The 13,396-nt window shown below is 49.7% G+C and carries 16 protein-coding genes; 9 read left to right on the forward strand and 7 right to left on the reverse strand.

Annotated features, from left to right (window positions below; genetic code table 11):
- Both AAH187_RS05700 and ada read right to left on the reverse strand, forming a co-directional pair.
- Window positions 1-390: 2OG-Fe(II) oxygenase (locus tag AAH187_RS05700; RefSeq protein ID WP_342347473.1), on the reverse strand; the 390-nt coding region annotated here is incomplete at its 3' end.
- A 104-nt stretch (window positions 391-494) separates the two neighbouring features.
- Window positions 495-1,583 carry a bifunctional DNA-binding transcriptional regulator/O6-methylguanine-DNA methyltransferase Ada gene (gene ada / locus AAH187_RS05705; protein WP_342347474.1) on the reverse strand — a complete coding sequence of 363 codons (1,089 nt, stop codon included), beginning with the start codon at window positions 1,581-1,583 and terminating at the stop codon, window positions 495-497.
- A 291-nt stretch (window positions 1,584-1,874) separates the two neighbouring features.
- Between ada and AAH187_RS05710 the strand changes: the two genes are divergently transcribed.
- From AAH187_RS05710 to AAH187_RS05725, 4 genes are all read left to right on the forward strand, one after another.
- The gene (locus AAH187_RS05710) at window positions 1,875-2,318 is read left to right on the forward strand and encodes a hemerythrin domain-containing protein (protein ID WP_342347475.1); all 444 of its coding nucleotides are present in this window, start codon (window positions 1,875-1,877) and stop codon (window positions 2,316-2,318) included.
- Window positions 2,319-2,608: 290 nt separating this feature from the next.
- Window positions 2,609-2,935 (forward strand): hypothetical protein, encoded by a 327-nt coding sequence (locus AAH187_RS05715; protein WP_342347476.1) that lies wholly within the window; start codon window positions 2,609-2,611, stop codon window positions 2,933-2,935.
- Between the two features lie 240 nt (window positions 2,936-3,175).
- Window positions 3,176-3,577 carry a hypothetical protein gene (locus AAH187_RS05720; RefSeq protein ID WP_342347477.1) on the forward strand — a complete coding sequence of 134 codons (402 nt, stop codon included), beginning with the start codon at window positions 3,176-3,178 and terminating at the stop codon, window positions 3,575-3,577.
- Between the two features lie 330 nt (window positions 3,578-3,907).
- On the forward strand, window positions 3,908-4,138 hold the full coding sequence (locus tag AAH187_RS05725; RefSeq protein ID WP_342347478.1) for a hypothetical protein: 231 nt from the start codon (window positions 3,908-3,910) through the stop codon (window positions 4,136-4,138).
- 498 nt (window positions 4,139-4,636) lie between these two features.
- On the opposite strand, the gene AAH187_RS05730 is transcribed toward AAH187_RS05725, so the two are convergent.
- On the reverse strand, window positions 4,637-6,010 hold the full coding sequence (locus AAH187_RS05730; RefSeq protein ID WP_342347479.1) for a mechanosensitive ion channel family protein: 1,374 nt from the start codon (window positions 6,008-6,010) through the stop codon (window positions 4,637-4,639).
- A gap of 687 nt (window positions 6,011-6,697) precedes the next feature.
- Here AAH187_RS05730 and AAH187_RS05735 point away from each other — a divergent pair.
- Window positions 6,698-7,819, forward strand: coding sequence for an AI-2E family transporter (locus AAH187_RS05735; RefSeq protein WP_342347480.1), 1,122 nt, complete (start codon window positions 6,698-6,700; stop codon window positions 7,817-7,819).
- 9 nt (window positions 7,820-7,828) lie between these two features.
- Entirely contained in the window at window positions 7,829-8,086 is a 258-nt protein-coding gene (locus AAH187_RS05740; RefSeq protein ID WP_342347481.1) for a GlsB/YeaQ/YmgE family stress response membrane protein, read from the forward strand.
- Between the two features lie 176 nt (window positions 8,087-8,262).
- On the opposite strand, the gene AAH187_RS05745 is transcribed toward AAH187_RS05740, so the two are convergent.
- The 3 genes from AAH187_RS05745 to AAH187_RS05755 all read right to left on the reverse strand — a co-directional run bounded on the left by AAH187_RS05745 (window position 8,263) and on the right by AAH187_RS05755 (window position 10,164).
- Window positions 8,263-8,919 (reverse strand): HAD family hydrolase, encoded by a 657-nt coding sequence (locus AAH187_RS05745; RefSeq protein ID WP_342347482.1) that lies wholly within the window; start codon window positions 8,917-8,919, stop codon window positions 8,263-8,265.
- A gap of 14 nt (window positions 8,920-8,933) precedes the next feature.
- Window positions 8,934-9,149 carry a hypothetical protein gene (locus tag AAH187_RS05750; protein ID WP_342347483.1) on the reverse strand — a complete coding sequence of 72 codons (216 nt, stop codon included), beginning with the start codon at window positions 9,147-9,149 and terminating at the stop codon, window positions 8,934-8,936.
- A gap of 460 nt (window positions 9,150-9,609) precedes the next feature.
- Entirely contained in the window at window positions 9,610-10,164 is a 555-nt protein-coding gene (locus tag AAH187_RS05755) for a sugar O-acetyltransferase (RefSeq protein WP_342347484.1), read from the reverse strand.
- Window positions 10,165-10,531: 367 nt separating this feature from the next.
- Here AAH187_RS05755 and AAH187_RS05760 point away from each other — a divergent pair, with 367 nt between their 5' ends.
- Entirely contained in the window at window positions 10,532-11,161 is a 630-nt protein-coding gene (locus tag AAH187_RS05760) for a hypothetical protein (RefSeq protein ID WP_342347485.1), read from the forward strand.
- Window positions 11,162-11,413: 252 nt separating this feature from the next.
- On the opposite strand, the gene AAH187_RS05765 is transcribed toward AAH187_RS05760, so the two are convergent.
- Window positions 11,414-11,824: a DUF3597 domain-containing protein gene (locus AAH187_RS05765; RefSeq protein WP_342347486.1), complete on the reverse strand. Its 411-nt coding sequence runs from the start codon at window positions 11,822-11,824 to the stop codon at window positions 11,414-11,416.
- 346 nt (window positions 11,825-12,170) lie between these two features.
- Here AAH187_RS05765 and AAH187_RS05770 point away from each other — a divergent pair, with 346 nt between their 5' ends.
- Complete coding sequence (locus tag AAH187_RS05770; RefSeq protein WP_342347487.1) at window positions 12,171-13,142, forward strand: hypothetical protein; 972 nt, start codon at window positions 12,171-12,173, stop codon at window positions 13,140-13,142.
- Window positions 13,143-13,161: 19 nt separating this feature from the next.
- A partial coding sequence (locus AAH187_RS05775) for a CocE/NonD family hydrolase (protein ID WP_342347488.1) occupies window positions 13,162-13,396 on the forward strand: 235 nt, incomplete at its 3' end.

A 13,396-nucleotide genomic window follows, 5' to 3' on the forward strand; every position in this document is an offset into this window, starting at 1 on the left:
GAGAATGGCAAGCTGAAGCGGGAACACATGTTGGCCATATAGGTCCTGATGCAGATAATTGTAATCGTCCGCTTCATATTTGAGTATGAGCGGTATTGGCTTATCCTGGCCGGCTTGATGACAGCGGGTAAGGAATTCCGCATGCGTCGCCGGATAGCTCACCTCGATGCCTATGGCCGTATTCCACCGGTTGGCAATCGGAACCAGATATGGGTACACAGCCCTTCGGAGTTGTTCGATGAGATCAGGAGGCGCATACCGGAAGTACTGATATTCTCCGCGCCCAAACCCATGTCGGCTCATCATGATGCGGCTACGAAACATCTCATCGCACGGATACAAAGATGCCAATGATTGACATTCTTTCGGAGAAAGCAGGCGTTCGGTCACGGCATGTCCTTGAGCGTTGAAATCATTTGATACCAGTTCCTAATCAAACCGCCTCTCTTGCTCAAATATGCTGTTGTGCAACGCCATGGGAGATGTTGCTTGCCCTACCACCCTCCTGTTCGTGCCTCCTGTTCCAGCAATGCTCGTTTTCGTTCAATTCCCCAACGATAGCCAGACATTTCGCCGTTCGTACGGACCACACGATGACAAGGGATCGCCACGGCTATGACATTCGTGCCGCAGGCTCTGGCGACCGCCCGTATTGATTTCGGCGAGCTGATTCTCCTGGCGATGTCGGCATAGCTTGCCGTTGAGCCGGCCGGAATTCCCTGCAAGGCCTTCCAGACCCGTTGCTGAAACGCCGTGCCACGCACGTCCAGCGGCAAATCCCAATCCCGCGCCGGCACTTCGACAAAACCGACTACTTTTGCGACAAGGTGTTCGAAGCCCGCATCACCACCAATGAGATGAGCGTGAGGGAACTGGTTCTGCAAATCACGCGTCAATTGCTCAGGATCATCCCCAAGAAAGATCGCGCAGATGCCGCGTTCACTGTTGGCAACAAGAATCGTCCTAAGAGAACACTCTGCCACCGCAAATCGTATCGTGGTCCAAGCGCCACCGGCCCGGTACGTGGAAGGGGTCATCCCCAAGATCTCATTGGTGGTTTCATAAAATCTCCCGCTGGAGTTATATCCGGCCTCGTAGATGGCATCTGTCACGGTGCCCCTCCTGTGTAATTGGGTCCTCACACGATTGGCGCGATGCGCCGTCACATATTCTTTCGGCGTCAAACCCGTCGTCGCCTTAAACAGCCGATGAAAATGATAGATACTCAGGCCTGCATAAGCGGCCAATTCTTTGAGATTCGGTGCCTTTTCAGATTTCTCAATGAACCGACAGGCAGCAATGACGGTTTTGGTATGTCGATTTCCCCATCCGGGCTGATTTGGTATGCAACGCTTACAGGGACGGAATCCAGCCTTCTCGGCATCTTCACACGTGGCATGAAAGCGAACGTTTTCGGGCCGTGCCAGGCGGGATCGACAGGACGGATGGCAGTACACGCCGGTGGTTTTAACGGAATAGTAGAATGTGCTGTCGGCTTTCGGGTCACGGGAAACTACGCTGGCCCAACGAGGGTCATGTGCCGTTGCGACAAAACCTCGAGCCTGGTTCGCTGAGTTTTTCACGACATCCCCTGTTGAAGACTCTTACTCTCATGTTGTAAGCATAATTTACCAAGAAGCCTCCCCCTCCTGACATTCCCCATTTCCGGATCTCAATTTTCTTATACAAAAGTCGCGGACGGAGTACACTCCGTTTCTTGCTTTCCAATTCGCATTTCCCTTTCGGCTCCAGGGTTCTTACCAGTTCACCATGCTCGGGTGACACGACTATGCTTCACAACAGTAGGCGTAGGACAGATATTATAAATTTTGCAAAGGGCTCAGAATGGTCATTGACCGGAAAGGAATCAGCCCATGGACATTTTTCAAATTTTAAAAAAGGATCACCAAACGGCAAAGGATCTATTTAAAAAATTAGAAACTACCGGCTCCCGTGCCACCAAAAGCCGTGAAAAATTGTTCACACAATTAAAAAATGCCCTGGAAGCCCATTCCCACGGAGAGGAAGCGGTTTTTTATCCTGCACTAAGAGAAAATGCAGAGATGGTAGACATCATTAATGAAGCCACGGAAGAGCATGCGGAGGTCGCCAATCTTCTGGAAGAACTGGAGGAGCTGGGGCCGGAATCCGAGGAATGGAGTTCAAAACTTTCCGAGCTCAAAAAAAGTGTCCTGCACCATGTAAAAGAGGAAGAAGGCAAAATTTTCAAAAAGGCCAAGGACCTCTTAGAAAAGGAAGAATTACAGACATTAGGGAAAGAATTCCAAGAAGCCAAAAAACAAGCCACTGCCAGCTAATGGTTTGTTCATATCCACTATCCCACGGAGGGGAGTCTCGGTCGAGAGGCGGCTCTTTCTATTCCGATAGATTATGAAGCCGCCTCCCGATTTGAGAATAGCTCCCTCTTTTTGGTGTTTTTATGGTGCTAGATTCGATGCCCATCGCATCACCTGAGTCCGCCTTCCGACCCATCCCAGCGACAGAAAAATTCCCTCGCCTGCCATGGCCAACAAACACGTAACATTCGCCACCCACTGAAATTCTTCGGCGTCATGCCATTCGCTGGCGACAGAACGGTGACCATCGCATGGTTAATCCAAATGTCGCTCGGGCAAACGTCTCCTCAACTTGTGACAACGGCTTTGTTCACCTGATCGGGATCGGCAACGGCTGTGGAAAGAACGACCGCATGCCTCCAAGTTTTTCAAACTTCCAGAGGTGGTATAAGGAACCCGGACATGGGACCTCTCACGCGATCCTCGAACAATGGGATGTTCCGCTGGCTCCCAATCGCTATCCCATTGTGAGAGAATCGGGTAGCATCACCACGATTTACCCTAAAGAAAATAAGGCTCTTAAAATGATGAGGATGGTCGCACCACAGGAGGCCCTTGAACGAGGAGCCATAAAGTAGTCGCAGATGTGGCCAAAAAAGGAAGAGGCCCCTGCCTCATCGAAACATTTCAAGGCAAGTGTAAATTTTTGGCCTTTGGAAAGCAGGAAGTTTTAAAGACAGTCCGCTGGGGGAAACGTTGATTCCCCCACGGCGCGATTAACCGATATCCAGTTAAGACGCCTATTTTACCTTTTTTAGTTTTTTTTATAGGATAGTCCTAAAATTTCGACCGCCACACACTAACAAGGAGGGTTCTCTATGCGAGCTTTAGCGTATGTTTTGATTGGAGTGTTAGGGGGAATTGGCGTCATGATGTTTTCGGCTGGTGCGAGCGAACAACCCCTTCATTCGCCACCGATGGGGTATGCCATGGCTGCCCCCGAAACAGATGACCCGACACCCTGGACGGGAGATGATCTCCTGGAGATGGCACGAATCTATGATCAACAAGCCGATGAACTGCAAATGGACGCTGTCCGCATAGAACGGCGAGCCACATCCCTTATGCTGAAACCGCATATGGATCCCAAAGGCTTTCAACGGACCAGCCTTATGCATGTGGCCTCCTCACGCTGGAAAGCGGCTAAGGAATTACGAGAAATGGCAAACATGCATAGAGCTGAAGGACAACGCCTTATGGAAGATAATAAAGTGGGATGAAGGTAACGACTAGACAAAACCAGAACTTACGAGTGAATGGAAAGTATGAACAAACATCTGAGGAATATTTTCACAAAAATGAGAGATGCCTATTTGTGTGGATTGGCAGCCAACCGAAAAGGGAAGGCGCAGTCTTTCCACTAAGGTCGGGAATTTAAAAAAATTTTCGTTCTGGCCGAATGGACAATAGCCAACCGAGGTGGTCCCAGGAACTCGGACAGGGTGTTACGCGACAATTCCTGACCAGAGCAAAGTCATGGATTATGAGTTGAATCCGAAAGCATCCTGCGAATGGTAAAACCATAGAGGCGTTAGCGGCGATTCGAGAACATGCCTCGATATCGAAACCAGCTTGAAAATATGGCGTGCATGCGCCCATCATTCTCCACTGGAAACGTGAAGGCCCTGCCCCTCATGGAGGCGGGGTTTTCAGGAAAACATGAGAAGAGCCACACGGATCAGGAGGCTCAAATTCATGAGTTGCATGCCAAAATTGGCCAATTGAGTGTGGAACGGAATTCTTTAGTCGATGCCTCCAACCGGTTGGGGGTTAGGAGATAACAAGAAATGGTAGAGCCACCTCATGATCATCTGAGTAGCAGGACGCCGTGTCAGCTCTCTCCATCAGCCGCTCTGGCCGGCATGATAAGCCAATTCGACTTTCGATGGGCAAACCCAGGATGAGGAGTATATTCTTTCTCGTCGCACGCAGGGCCCCAACCCCAAGGGTGAGAAACACGCGGCATAACATCAACCAGCTAGTTGTCGCTTAACTTCGCCGCAAATCTCTCCAATAAAGTGGGACCACCTCACCTGACTGACTCCTTCCCCCCCGCCCGCAGGCCAGGAAACCGGAAGATGCCCTCCCTTGAGGCTAAGCCCTTAGGGTGACACCGATACCAACAGAAGCCACTGTGATTACTACAGCCTCTGGTTGCCGATTTTGCCCCATCTCTTTTCCTCTTGTAGGTTAACGCGCAACGAAATGGAGGAACTGTGACGGCTGGGAGTATCTCCCGCAAGGGTGACCTGGCAGATTTTTTCCAAAACTCAAACCTATCACTTCAGTAGATCCTTTTCCTGATTCTCTGTTCGATCCTTCGAGATTTGCTCAACAATATGGTTATCTTTGGTGACATCGGCCTGAGAACTTGATGGGACAGCGGATGCTGGAGCATCCTTTTGATGATCGGTCTGCTCAACAACGGCCTGGCCATCAAGAGGGGAAGATCCCTGTATCTTCAGACGATAGATGGGTTCGGGCATTTCATAATTGGCCAGATCAAAGGCCTCTTTTACGGCCCGAATCGCTTCACTTCTGACCTTTTGGTAATCGTATTGGTCCTGCGTCGTCCAGGCAAACATTTTCAGTATCACATTTGAATCACCTAATTTTTCTACCGCACACCGGACCGGCGGATCAGCAATCACCCCGCAGGTGTGTTGTAATGTCGTGATGGCCAGTTCCAGCGCAGCTTTTATGTCGACGGCGGTATCAATACCGACCTCAAACGTAAAGCGCCGCTTGGGATTCCTTGAATAATTGAGAATAATGCCTTTGTATACCGTGGCATTCGGTATTCGCACATGATTCCCGTCCAATGTCATGAGAATGGTCTCCCTCGATGTCAATTTCATCACCAAGCCTTCATAATTTTCCAGAACAATTTGGTCCAGTGGCCGAAACGGTTGTCGAATACTCAACAAGATGCTGGCAATGTAATTTTCCACCGTATCCCGAAGGGCAAATCCAATGGCCAGCCCCATCACCCCGGCCACACCCACAATCGTTCCCAACAAGGCCGTCGCGTCGAGGATTTCGAGCATGACAATAAAGCCAATAAATAGGACGGTCCCTTTGACGATCTGTTTAAGTAACGACTGCAAAAAGGCATGCGGAGTAACTTTTTCATACAAACGATCCCATCTGGTCATAAAGGCTGCCACGAACCAAAAGGCGAGAAACACCAGCAAGGCAATGATTAATAAGGGAAGAAAGGAAACAAACGCATTCAGTTGGTTCACCATTTTTTCCTGGACAACGGTCAGCCGTTCACGGACTTCAGTTCGTTGGGTAATTTCGTCCGTCACACTGACCACTCCCTCAACACGTCCGGCAAGTTCAGCCGCCTGTTCATGGGCCCCTTTATCGGGAGTTTGTCCGCTCAGGCGAACCACCCCTCCCTTCACGGCAATGTCAACATCTGCCAGGGAAGGCAAATTCTTAAAGACATCTGCAAGACGTTGTTTGATGAGACTATCTTCAATCTTGTCCGCTCCCACCGCAATTTCCTGCGGAAAATTGGTTGGCCGGGAACCTGCGGGTAACTCTGGCCTATCCACAGGCTCCTGGGCCCACACCGGCTCATACCGAACAGACCATAGGCCCAGAATGAGGACTACCATTAATAATGAGTAAAATCTGAAGTGCATGACATTCATCCTTGTCCTTGCTCCCCTCATTGTCTGCCCTGGGGCACAGACCAACAGAATGTTGGACCTCCCCGGTAAAAGTGTAATCACCCCATCAAGCGAGACCCGAATTTATCCCGCTGCTGAGGAAAAAGCGGTTCTCCCCTTCCGGATGGAAATTGTGCCATTGCGGTCAAGAAGGACACAACGGCATTACGTCATACATTAGGGGCCTGGAGAAAGGAGACGAACATGAAGGTCAGAATAATCTCATGAGAATCGTCCTGAGCGAAATCACGATTGACAGAAGGCATGCCAGGATCATATTCAATAGTTCACGAATCGGTATAAAATTTTCAACAGACAAGTACAGGTCTTACCATCGAAAAACATCCGTCACATTCGCTCCCTGCATACTGTCGAGATCCAGGTTAGAGGATACGGATACTTTAGATGTTCCGCGTAGTGATTTGTCCATAATAAGTTAATGAGCCAGTTTCTTATCATAAATTTGAATGGGGTTTGGGGGACACCATTCTAACCCATAAAGCTTTCTACGATTCAATCATTAGTCTTACGGTAAAATCTGTTACACTCCATTTGTTGATGATGGCGGAGCATGTAAAAATGATCATTTTTTCCGTCCCGTTGACCAGGCGAAAGGTTTCAGCTGTGCCGATGTTCCAACTTCCTACGGCGTCATCATAAATGTCACAACAAGTTCTCTCAGTGGCCTTCCTGGTGTTGTGTTCCATCCTGCTCTATGTGTTGGCCCTCATTTTTTCCCCGTTTATGACCCCGATTTTATGGGCCCTGATTTTAGTTCGCATCTTCTATCCCCTTTATCACTGGCTGACCCGAATCCTGGGAGACCGGACAACCGCCTCTGCAGCCCTGAGCACGCTGAGTGTCATGTTGGTGGCCGTGTTGCCAGTCGCGTATATTCTCTTTCTGGTCATTACAGAGACCATTAATGCATATCAGCTCGCGATGACGTGGGCGCAGGAAGGAGGTGTGAATAGACTTCCTGATCTTGCCGCAAAACTGCCTCTCATCGGCAACCTCTCCCAAGAATTATTGGGGCGATTTATCGTGGCGTATGGGGATCTCCAAGTATCTCTGCTTGAAGGAGGGAAAGCGGTAAGCGGGGTCCTCCTGTCCAGCGTCGGAGGATTGGCCAAGAACACCATTGATCTCCTGATGGATTTATTTGTGATTCTGTTTACTCTGTTCTTCCTATTTCGCGACGGACACCATCTCTATCGGGCATTTTACGAAGCCCTCCCTATCGAGGAAAGCTATAAGGCGGCAATCATGGAACGCCTGGACCATGTAATGGTGGCGGTCGTTCAGGGTACCATGCTCACCGCTTTGGCCCAGGGGTTCGCGGCTGGTCTCACCTATGGGGTGCTGGGCGTCCCGTTTGCCGTCTTTCTGGGAGCCCTGAGCGCACTCTTTTCGCTTCTGCCGTTCGGAGGCACGGCATTAGTCTGGGGTCCGGTTGCCGCGTATCTTTTTTGGACCGCGCCGGTATGGAAGGGGGTCGTCATGATCGGCATAGGAGTCGGATTGGTCGGACTTATGGACAATTTTCTCCAACCTCTTCTGGTCGGCTCGAAAGCGGACTTGCCGGTCTTGTTTCTCTTTTTCGCTTCCTTAGGCGGCCTCGCCTACTTCGGATTCATCGGATTATTTCTGGGTCCGATCCTGCTTGGGATCGCCCTGACGGTCTTCCAAATATACCGTGAAAACTACCAGGCTCAGGCCGGTCTTTTGGTTAAAGCAGAATCAGGACACCCAAAAGAACCAGTGAACCCAATCATAAAATAGGAGGGTTGAATGATGAGTGTCATCGGTTGGATCGTCTTTGGACTCATTGTGGGAGTGGTCGGAAAAATCTTAATGCCCGGGAAAGATCCTGGTGGTTTTCTCGCTACTGTCGCCATCGGCATCATTGGGGCCCTCTTCGGTGGCATGCTCGGGCGAATGATCGGCATGTATGGTCAGGACGATCCTGTCGGGTTTGTAATGGCCGTCATCGGGGCCATCCTGTTTCTCTGGCTCTATCGGGTGATTACCCGCCGTGGGGACACATGAAATCGGATCTGTCAGTTAGGCCGGAAATAAGCGATTGCCGCAGCTTGATCGCCGGGAACCGTTCCACCCCCACAGACTTGCGAAGTGCCATTCACCATTGCGCAGAGAAAATCCAAAGGCGAGAACTCTTTTTGGCTTAAGAAAACTTTCAACTCACATATCCTCGAAATCTGTTCTTATTTTTTCGTCTCAATCGCATTGGGGAAACCAGACCCCAAAAGTTCTTCACAATCCTTGTACACAGCGATCGCCCCCGCCTCCTGCAACTCCTGACGACTAAAGGCACCCCCGGTCATAACCGCCACCGTCTGAAGTCCACAGCCTTGAGCCGATTGAATATCCCAAATCGTGTCACCCACCACAATGCTCTCCTGCGGAGAGCGTCCGGCCCTTTCTAATGTTTGCTGGAAAATATCGGGTGCGGGTTTCGCCTTCTCGACATCGGCCGACGAAACCAAACCGGACAGCTTACCTTTCGCCTCAAGTGCTTGAACATGATGTTCCAATTCCTCGGATTTTGCACTGGTGGCCAGCCAGATTTCCATGCCCTGTAACGAGAGAGACTTGATGATTTCTTTGGCTCCAGGCAACGGACAGCCATGATGTTTCAGCTCTCCGAAAAATTGGCTATGTAGCTCATTAGCTTCTTCATGTAAGTCCTCCGGTAGAAGGGCACCAAGCATGAGGTCAGATCCTTTTCCGATCTGATAATGGATTTCAGATCTGGGAACTGGATGTTTGACCGCCATGAACGCACGAGCCCAAGCCTCCACATGCAAATAATTCGTGTCCATGAGAGTGCCATCCACATCAAAAATCACGGCCTGTATCATATGAAAATCTCCTGTCAGGCAGGCGGAATGGCCAGACCCGTAATTCGCCCTAATACGTTTAGATTCCGGATTCCTTTGCCATTATGTGCGACATAAAAAACCTTTTCCTGTTCCTTTCCGCACAAGGCCAGACGCACATCTTTGGGAACACTGAGTCCGACAGCTTTCGTCAAATGAAGCGGATCATCCAAGGTTGCCTGTGATGACCTGACGGTCAAAGGATCCACCATGCCTTCTAGGCTCAATTTATCTTGAAATCACCATCCATAAGGGATAACCGTCTCAGATCCCATTCCAGCCTTCCTATTATTAGGACATTTTCTCCATTGATTGAAATGGATACTTTTCCATTTTCATCAGAAGATTCGTCTATCCCCACGACATCTATAGACATCACAGTCAAACTTTCCAGGACCTTACGTGGTTAATTTTTCAATTGTGAAGGGATAAGCTCTTCACGGGAATAGGCAAATCCGAACCATGGCAACATGCACTTTCACGATTCTGGTCATGCAGGCCTGCCTGAGGATTCGATCCCGAACTCACCGGATTCTTACCGGCCGCATCATTTCTATGTTTTTTTACTGTGCCCCTAGGGTTAGCTGAACGTTTGATCTAACCGGCATCAACGGGTTTTTCGTGGCAATCCATTATTGGAAAAGAGTTAGACACCAATATGCATGGGGCAGATTAGATTTGACGGATGACGCGACAGGGATTGCCCGCTGCCACGACACCCGGCCTCACGTCACGAGTGACCACGCTTCCAGCACCAATGACGGCACCATCCCCGATGACGACCCCCGGGCAAATGATCGCTCCGCCACCAACCCAGACATCATCGCCAATGGTCACCGTTTTAGCGAATTCCAGACCGGAACGTCTTTCGTAAGCACTCAGTGGATGTAAGGCGGTGTAGATGTGAACTCCGGGGCCGAACAGGACATGACTTCCGATGGAGATCGGCATGACATCGAGGAGAACGCAGTTAAAATTAAAGTAGGCATGTGCTCCGAGACGAATATTGTAACCGTAGTCACAGAAAAATGGCGGGGTGAGATACGCGTCGGTTTCTGTGTGAAAGAGGTCGGCAAGGATCGTTTGGCGCTCGGCTTCCGGTGCGGTGGGAGACAAAGCGTTCAACTGTTGGCAAAGCAATCTGGCCCGCTGCCGCTCTTCAACAAGTTCAGGATCAGCACCGTTATATAACTCACCTTTGAGCATTTTTTGTTTTTCAGTCAACATCGAACAACCTGCCCTTTCCGAAGAAAAAGTCCACGACCACCTTCTTGGTTAATTGCCAAAAACAGTCAAACGATTGACCGTGATAATAAAAAAATTTGTCGGAAAGGGTCAAAGCGAAGCATTTAACAAACATGACCCACTTTGTAAGATTTAAGTTTGTCCATCCTCCTCGCCGATAGAGAACTTAGCGAGGTATTCCCTGCTCAGCAGGGAGGTCAATGACCATCTCAATAATTTGCCTTCCTCCTCACATTGCATGACAAATCCTTCGCCCCATTATAACCCGAAAGTTCTTGTGGTCTGAATCTGAGATATGGATATTCCAATGTCACTAGCAACAAACAAACCCACAACGCACAGGGGAAACATGAACCGATTAGTTGTAATGTCTTGTTTGACCGTCCTAATGGGACTGATCGTGTTTAACGGACTATCGGGTCACGCACAGGCAAAAGTCATAGAACCTGAGGAATCGGAGACGGTGGTCCTTTCGGGGGGAGGAGGAATCTTTTATCCGTTTCAAGGCAAAACCGGGGCAAGCGGTCTCATTCAAGCCATGGGAATCATCTCTCCTCAAGAACGAATGGGTGTGGAACTGGAATATCGCAATTACCAAAACGAGCTTTTTCATGCGAAAAATATCGATATGCAATCCTATATTCTCAGGGGAATAGGGCAGTATTTTTTCCGTTCCCACGGCATTTCACCGTATATCGGCCTGGGAGTAAATATTGCCCTCAATGTTTTTGATGAGAAGGATATTGAAAAAAAAAGGGATTCAATTAACGTAAAAGGAGACAAAGGATTTGGATACGGCTTCATGGGACTCGTGGGTGTCGAGGCTCCCGTGGGACAGGGTGTCGCCGTATTTGCGGAAGGCCGGGTGAGTGCGGATTTTCAGTTGACGCGGTATAAGAATGGATCAGGGAAAGATAAACTTGATGTTGAAAATTTGAGTGGTCTAACTGGAATGATCGGAATTCGTTTTCATTTTTGACCTACCCGTGGTGTCGAACCATCACAGCACTTAGTAGGGGTGAAAGTTATTTTGCTTAAGCTAAGATTTGTCCCTACAGAAATTTGCCATGGGCAATATATAAAATATTAGGAGAACGTCCTTCCAGCATGTGGTCATTGTGACCACGCCAAATCTACCTTCAAAATATTTTTTCGTAAACATTAAGCACGCTACGACCAAGCCCAACAGAGGGATTGACTGGCTGCTCTCCTGCTAGCATTCCACATCCCGCTAGTCCAAAAGTTCCTTTGGAATATTGCCGCCGTTCTGGGCAAGTTTTTGCAACACGGTTTTATGCAACCACATGTTCATCTGGGCGGAATCCCCCATCTTGTCAGCCGGGCACCCGAGCTCAGTCGCGAGTTCCTTACGAGCGGTGAAGCTGCTATCGAGATCGAGAAGCTTCAGCAGGTCCACAATTGAAGTTTTCCAATTAAGCTTTTGTTTGTTCGCGGCAGCCAGACCTTCAAGTTTACCCTTCACATCCACCACCGTGACTCCCGCGGAAGGTGCAGCGGAAGCTGGTGCAGCTTGCGGGACAGGAGTGGGCTTTTGAGCAGGAGCAGATTGTGGTGCAGGAGCAGCCTGTGCCTTGGAATTATTGAAACCAAGCTTATCAAGGATTTTGCTAAAGAAACTCATGATAGATCCTTTCTCCGTACAGTAAACGTAATGGTTAGCATAAATGGCTTAACCAACGTGAGTAAAATTACCCTAATAATGAGACTCTTAATTATGAAATGAAATGGATACTTTTCCCTTCTCATCTGATGATTCGTCTATTCCGATGGGACATAAAGACGGTTGGTGAGGGCCATTCACTGTAGTCTTTGACATTACTCTTTCTCTGTGGCCAGAACAAGGTAATCGCGCTCACGAGATGCTCTGAGAAGGGATCTGCTCAATAGCTTGTTGCATGCTCATATCTCGCATAGAATATGTTGGTACCACGTAGGTGGTGAAAGAGGGTTCCACGGAATAAACCAACATGCCGATTTGTGAAGCTGATCCCTGGAGAATGCAGTATTTCGAAGGCATCCCCTGCCCGCCTGATGTCAACATCCCTACGGAAGACGGCGATGCGTGGGCTTGGTATCCGCAGTACAAGTGGATCTATAACAAGCTGATGATTGCTGAGAGCCAAAACCTGCCGTGTGCTCCGCACGGGCTGGATCCATCCTTCTTTCCTGTATTCTCAAAACCGATCTACAACATGCGCGGCATGGGTGCCGGAAGCCGCGTATTGCGTTCATTAAAAGAATATAAACATTTGGAACGACCGGGTCACATGTGGATGCCGTTACTCCAGGGGGATCACGTGTCGAGCGATGTGGCCGTGGTCAAGGGCGAACCGACCTGGTGGCGGCATGCCATCGGCAAACCGCTGGACGGAGGGATGTTCGATTATTGGACGGTGTTGGCGGCGCCAAATCCCACCATTGAAACCTATTGCGGTGACTGGCTTCGCCGGCATCTTGCCGGATACACCGGCATGATCAACTTTGAGACAATCGGCGGCAAAATCATTGAAGTGCATTTGCGATTTGCCGACCAATGGCCGGATTTATACGGCACCGGTTGGATTGAGTCGCTCATCCGGTTGTATGCGGAAGGAAAATGGCAATTCGACGAATCCCATCGACAGGAAGGGTACAGTGTCGTGTTGTTTGGCGCCCACGGCGTCCATTATCAGCACCCCCCTCAAGAGGTGGTTGACCGGTTGCGCCACACGCCACATGTCTCCAGCATTCAAATCACGTTCCATGAAGAAAAACCTCCGAAGGACCACTCCATGCCGCCAGGCGGATTTCGTCTGGCAATCGTCAACTGCCGGGATCTGGAAACGGGATTCGAAGTACGGGAAAAGCTGGCGCTGAGTTTTTGGTCCACCCATCAGTTTCAACCCAATCGAGCTACTCCTCCAAAGATTCTCCCGGAATCGGCCCCGGAACTGCGGTAGCAGGTTATCGATAACCGCAATGTTCATCGACCCCACCATCCTCGACCGTATTACGGAAATCGAAAACACCTGGATTACCATGTCGGATGGATGCCGAATCGCCGCACGAATCTGGTTACCCAAGTCAGCAGACACCGAACCGGTTCCGGCTATTCTGGAATACATCCCCTATCGCAAACGGGACTTCATGCGGTCACGAGACGAGCCGATCCATCGGTATTTTGCGGCGCATGGCTATGCCAGCATTCGCGTGG

The sequence above is a fragment of the uncultured Nitrospira sp. genome (genome assembly GCA_902500695.1).
In the GTDB taxonomy this organism is placed as follows: Bacteria; Nitrospirota; Nitrospiria; order Nitrospirales; family UBA8639; genus Nitrospira_E.

Coding starts and splice junctions, on each gene's coding strand:
- AAH187_RS05710 (WP_342347475.1), top strand. CDS start 1,875: ATGGACATTTTTCAAATTTTAAAAAAGGATCACCAAACGGCAAAGGAT.
- AAH187_RS05715 (WP_342347476.1), top strand. CDS start 2,609: ATGGTTAATCCAAATGTCGCTCGGGCAAACGTCTCCTCAACTTGTGAC.
- AAH187_RS05720 (WP_342347477.1), top strand. CDS start 3,176: ATGCGAGCTTTAGCGTATGTTTTGATTGGAGTGTTAGGGGGAATTGGC.
- AAH187_RS05725 (WP_342347478.1), top strand. CDS start 3,908: ATGCCTCGATATCGAAACCAGCTTGAAAATATGGCGTGCATGCGCCCA.
- AAH187_RS05730 (WP_342347479.1), bottom strand. CDS start 6,010: ATGCACTTCAGATTTTACTCATTATTAATGGTAGTCCTCATTCTGGGC.
- AAH187_RS05735 (WP_342347480.1), top strand. CDS start 6,698: ATGTCACAACAAGTTCTCTCAGTGGCCTTCCTGGTGTTGTGTTCCATC.
- AAH187_RS05740 (WP_342347481.1), top strand. CDS start 7,829: ATGATGAGTGTCATCGGTTGGATCGTCTTTGGACTCATTGTGGGAGTG.
- AAH187_RS05745 (WP_342347482.1), bottom strand. CDS start 8,919: ATGATACAGGCCGTGATTTTTGATGTGGATGGCACTCTCATGGACACG.
- AAH187_RS05750 (WP_342347483.1), bottom strand. CDS start 9,149: ATGGTGGATCCTTTGACCGTCAGGTCATCACAGGCAACCTTGGATGAT.
- AAH187_RS05755 (WP_342347484.1), bottom strand. CDS start 10,164: ATGTTGACTGAAAAACAAAAAATGCTCAAAGGTGAGTTATATAACGGT.
- AAH187_RS05760 (WP_342347485.1), top strand. CDS start 10,532: ATGAACCGATTAGTTGTAATGTCTTGTTTGACCGTCCTAATGGGACTG.
- AAH187_RS05765 (WP_342347486.1), bottom strand. CDS start 11,824: ATGAGTTTCTTTAGCAAAATCCTTGATAAGCTTGGTTTCAATAATTCC.
- AAH187_RS05770 (WP_342347487.1), top strand. CDS start 12,171: ATGCCGATTTGTGAAGCTGATCCCTGGAGAATGCAGTATTTCGAAGGC.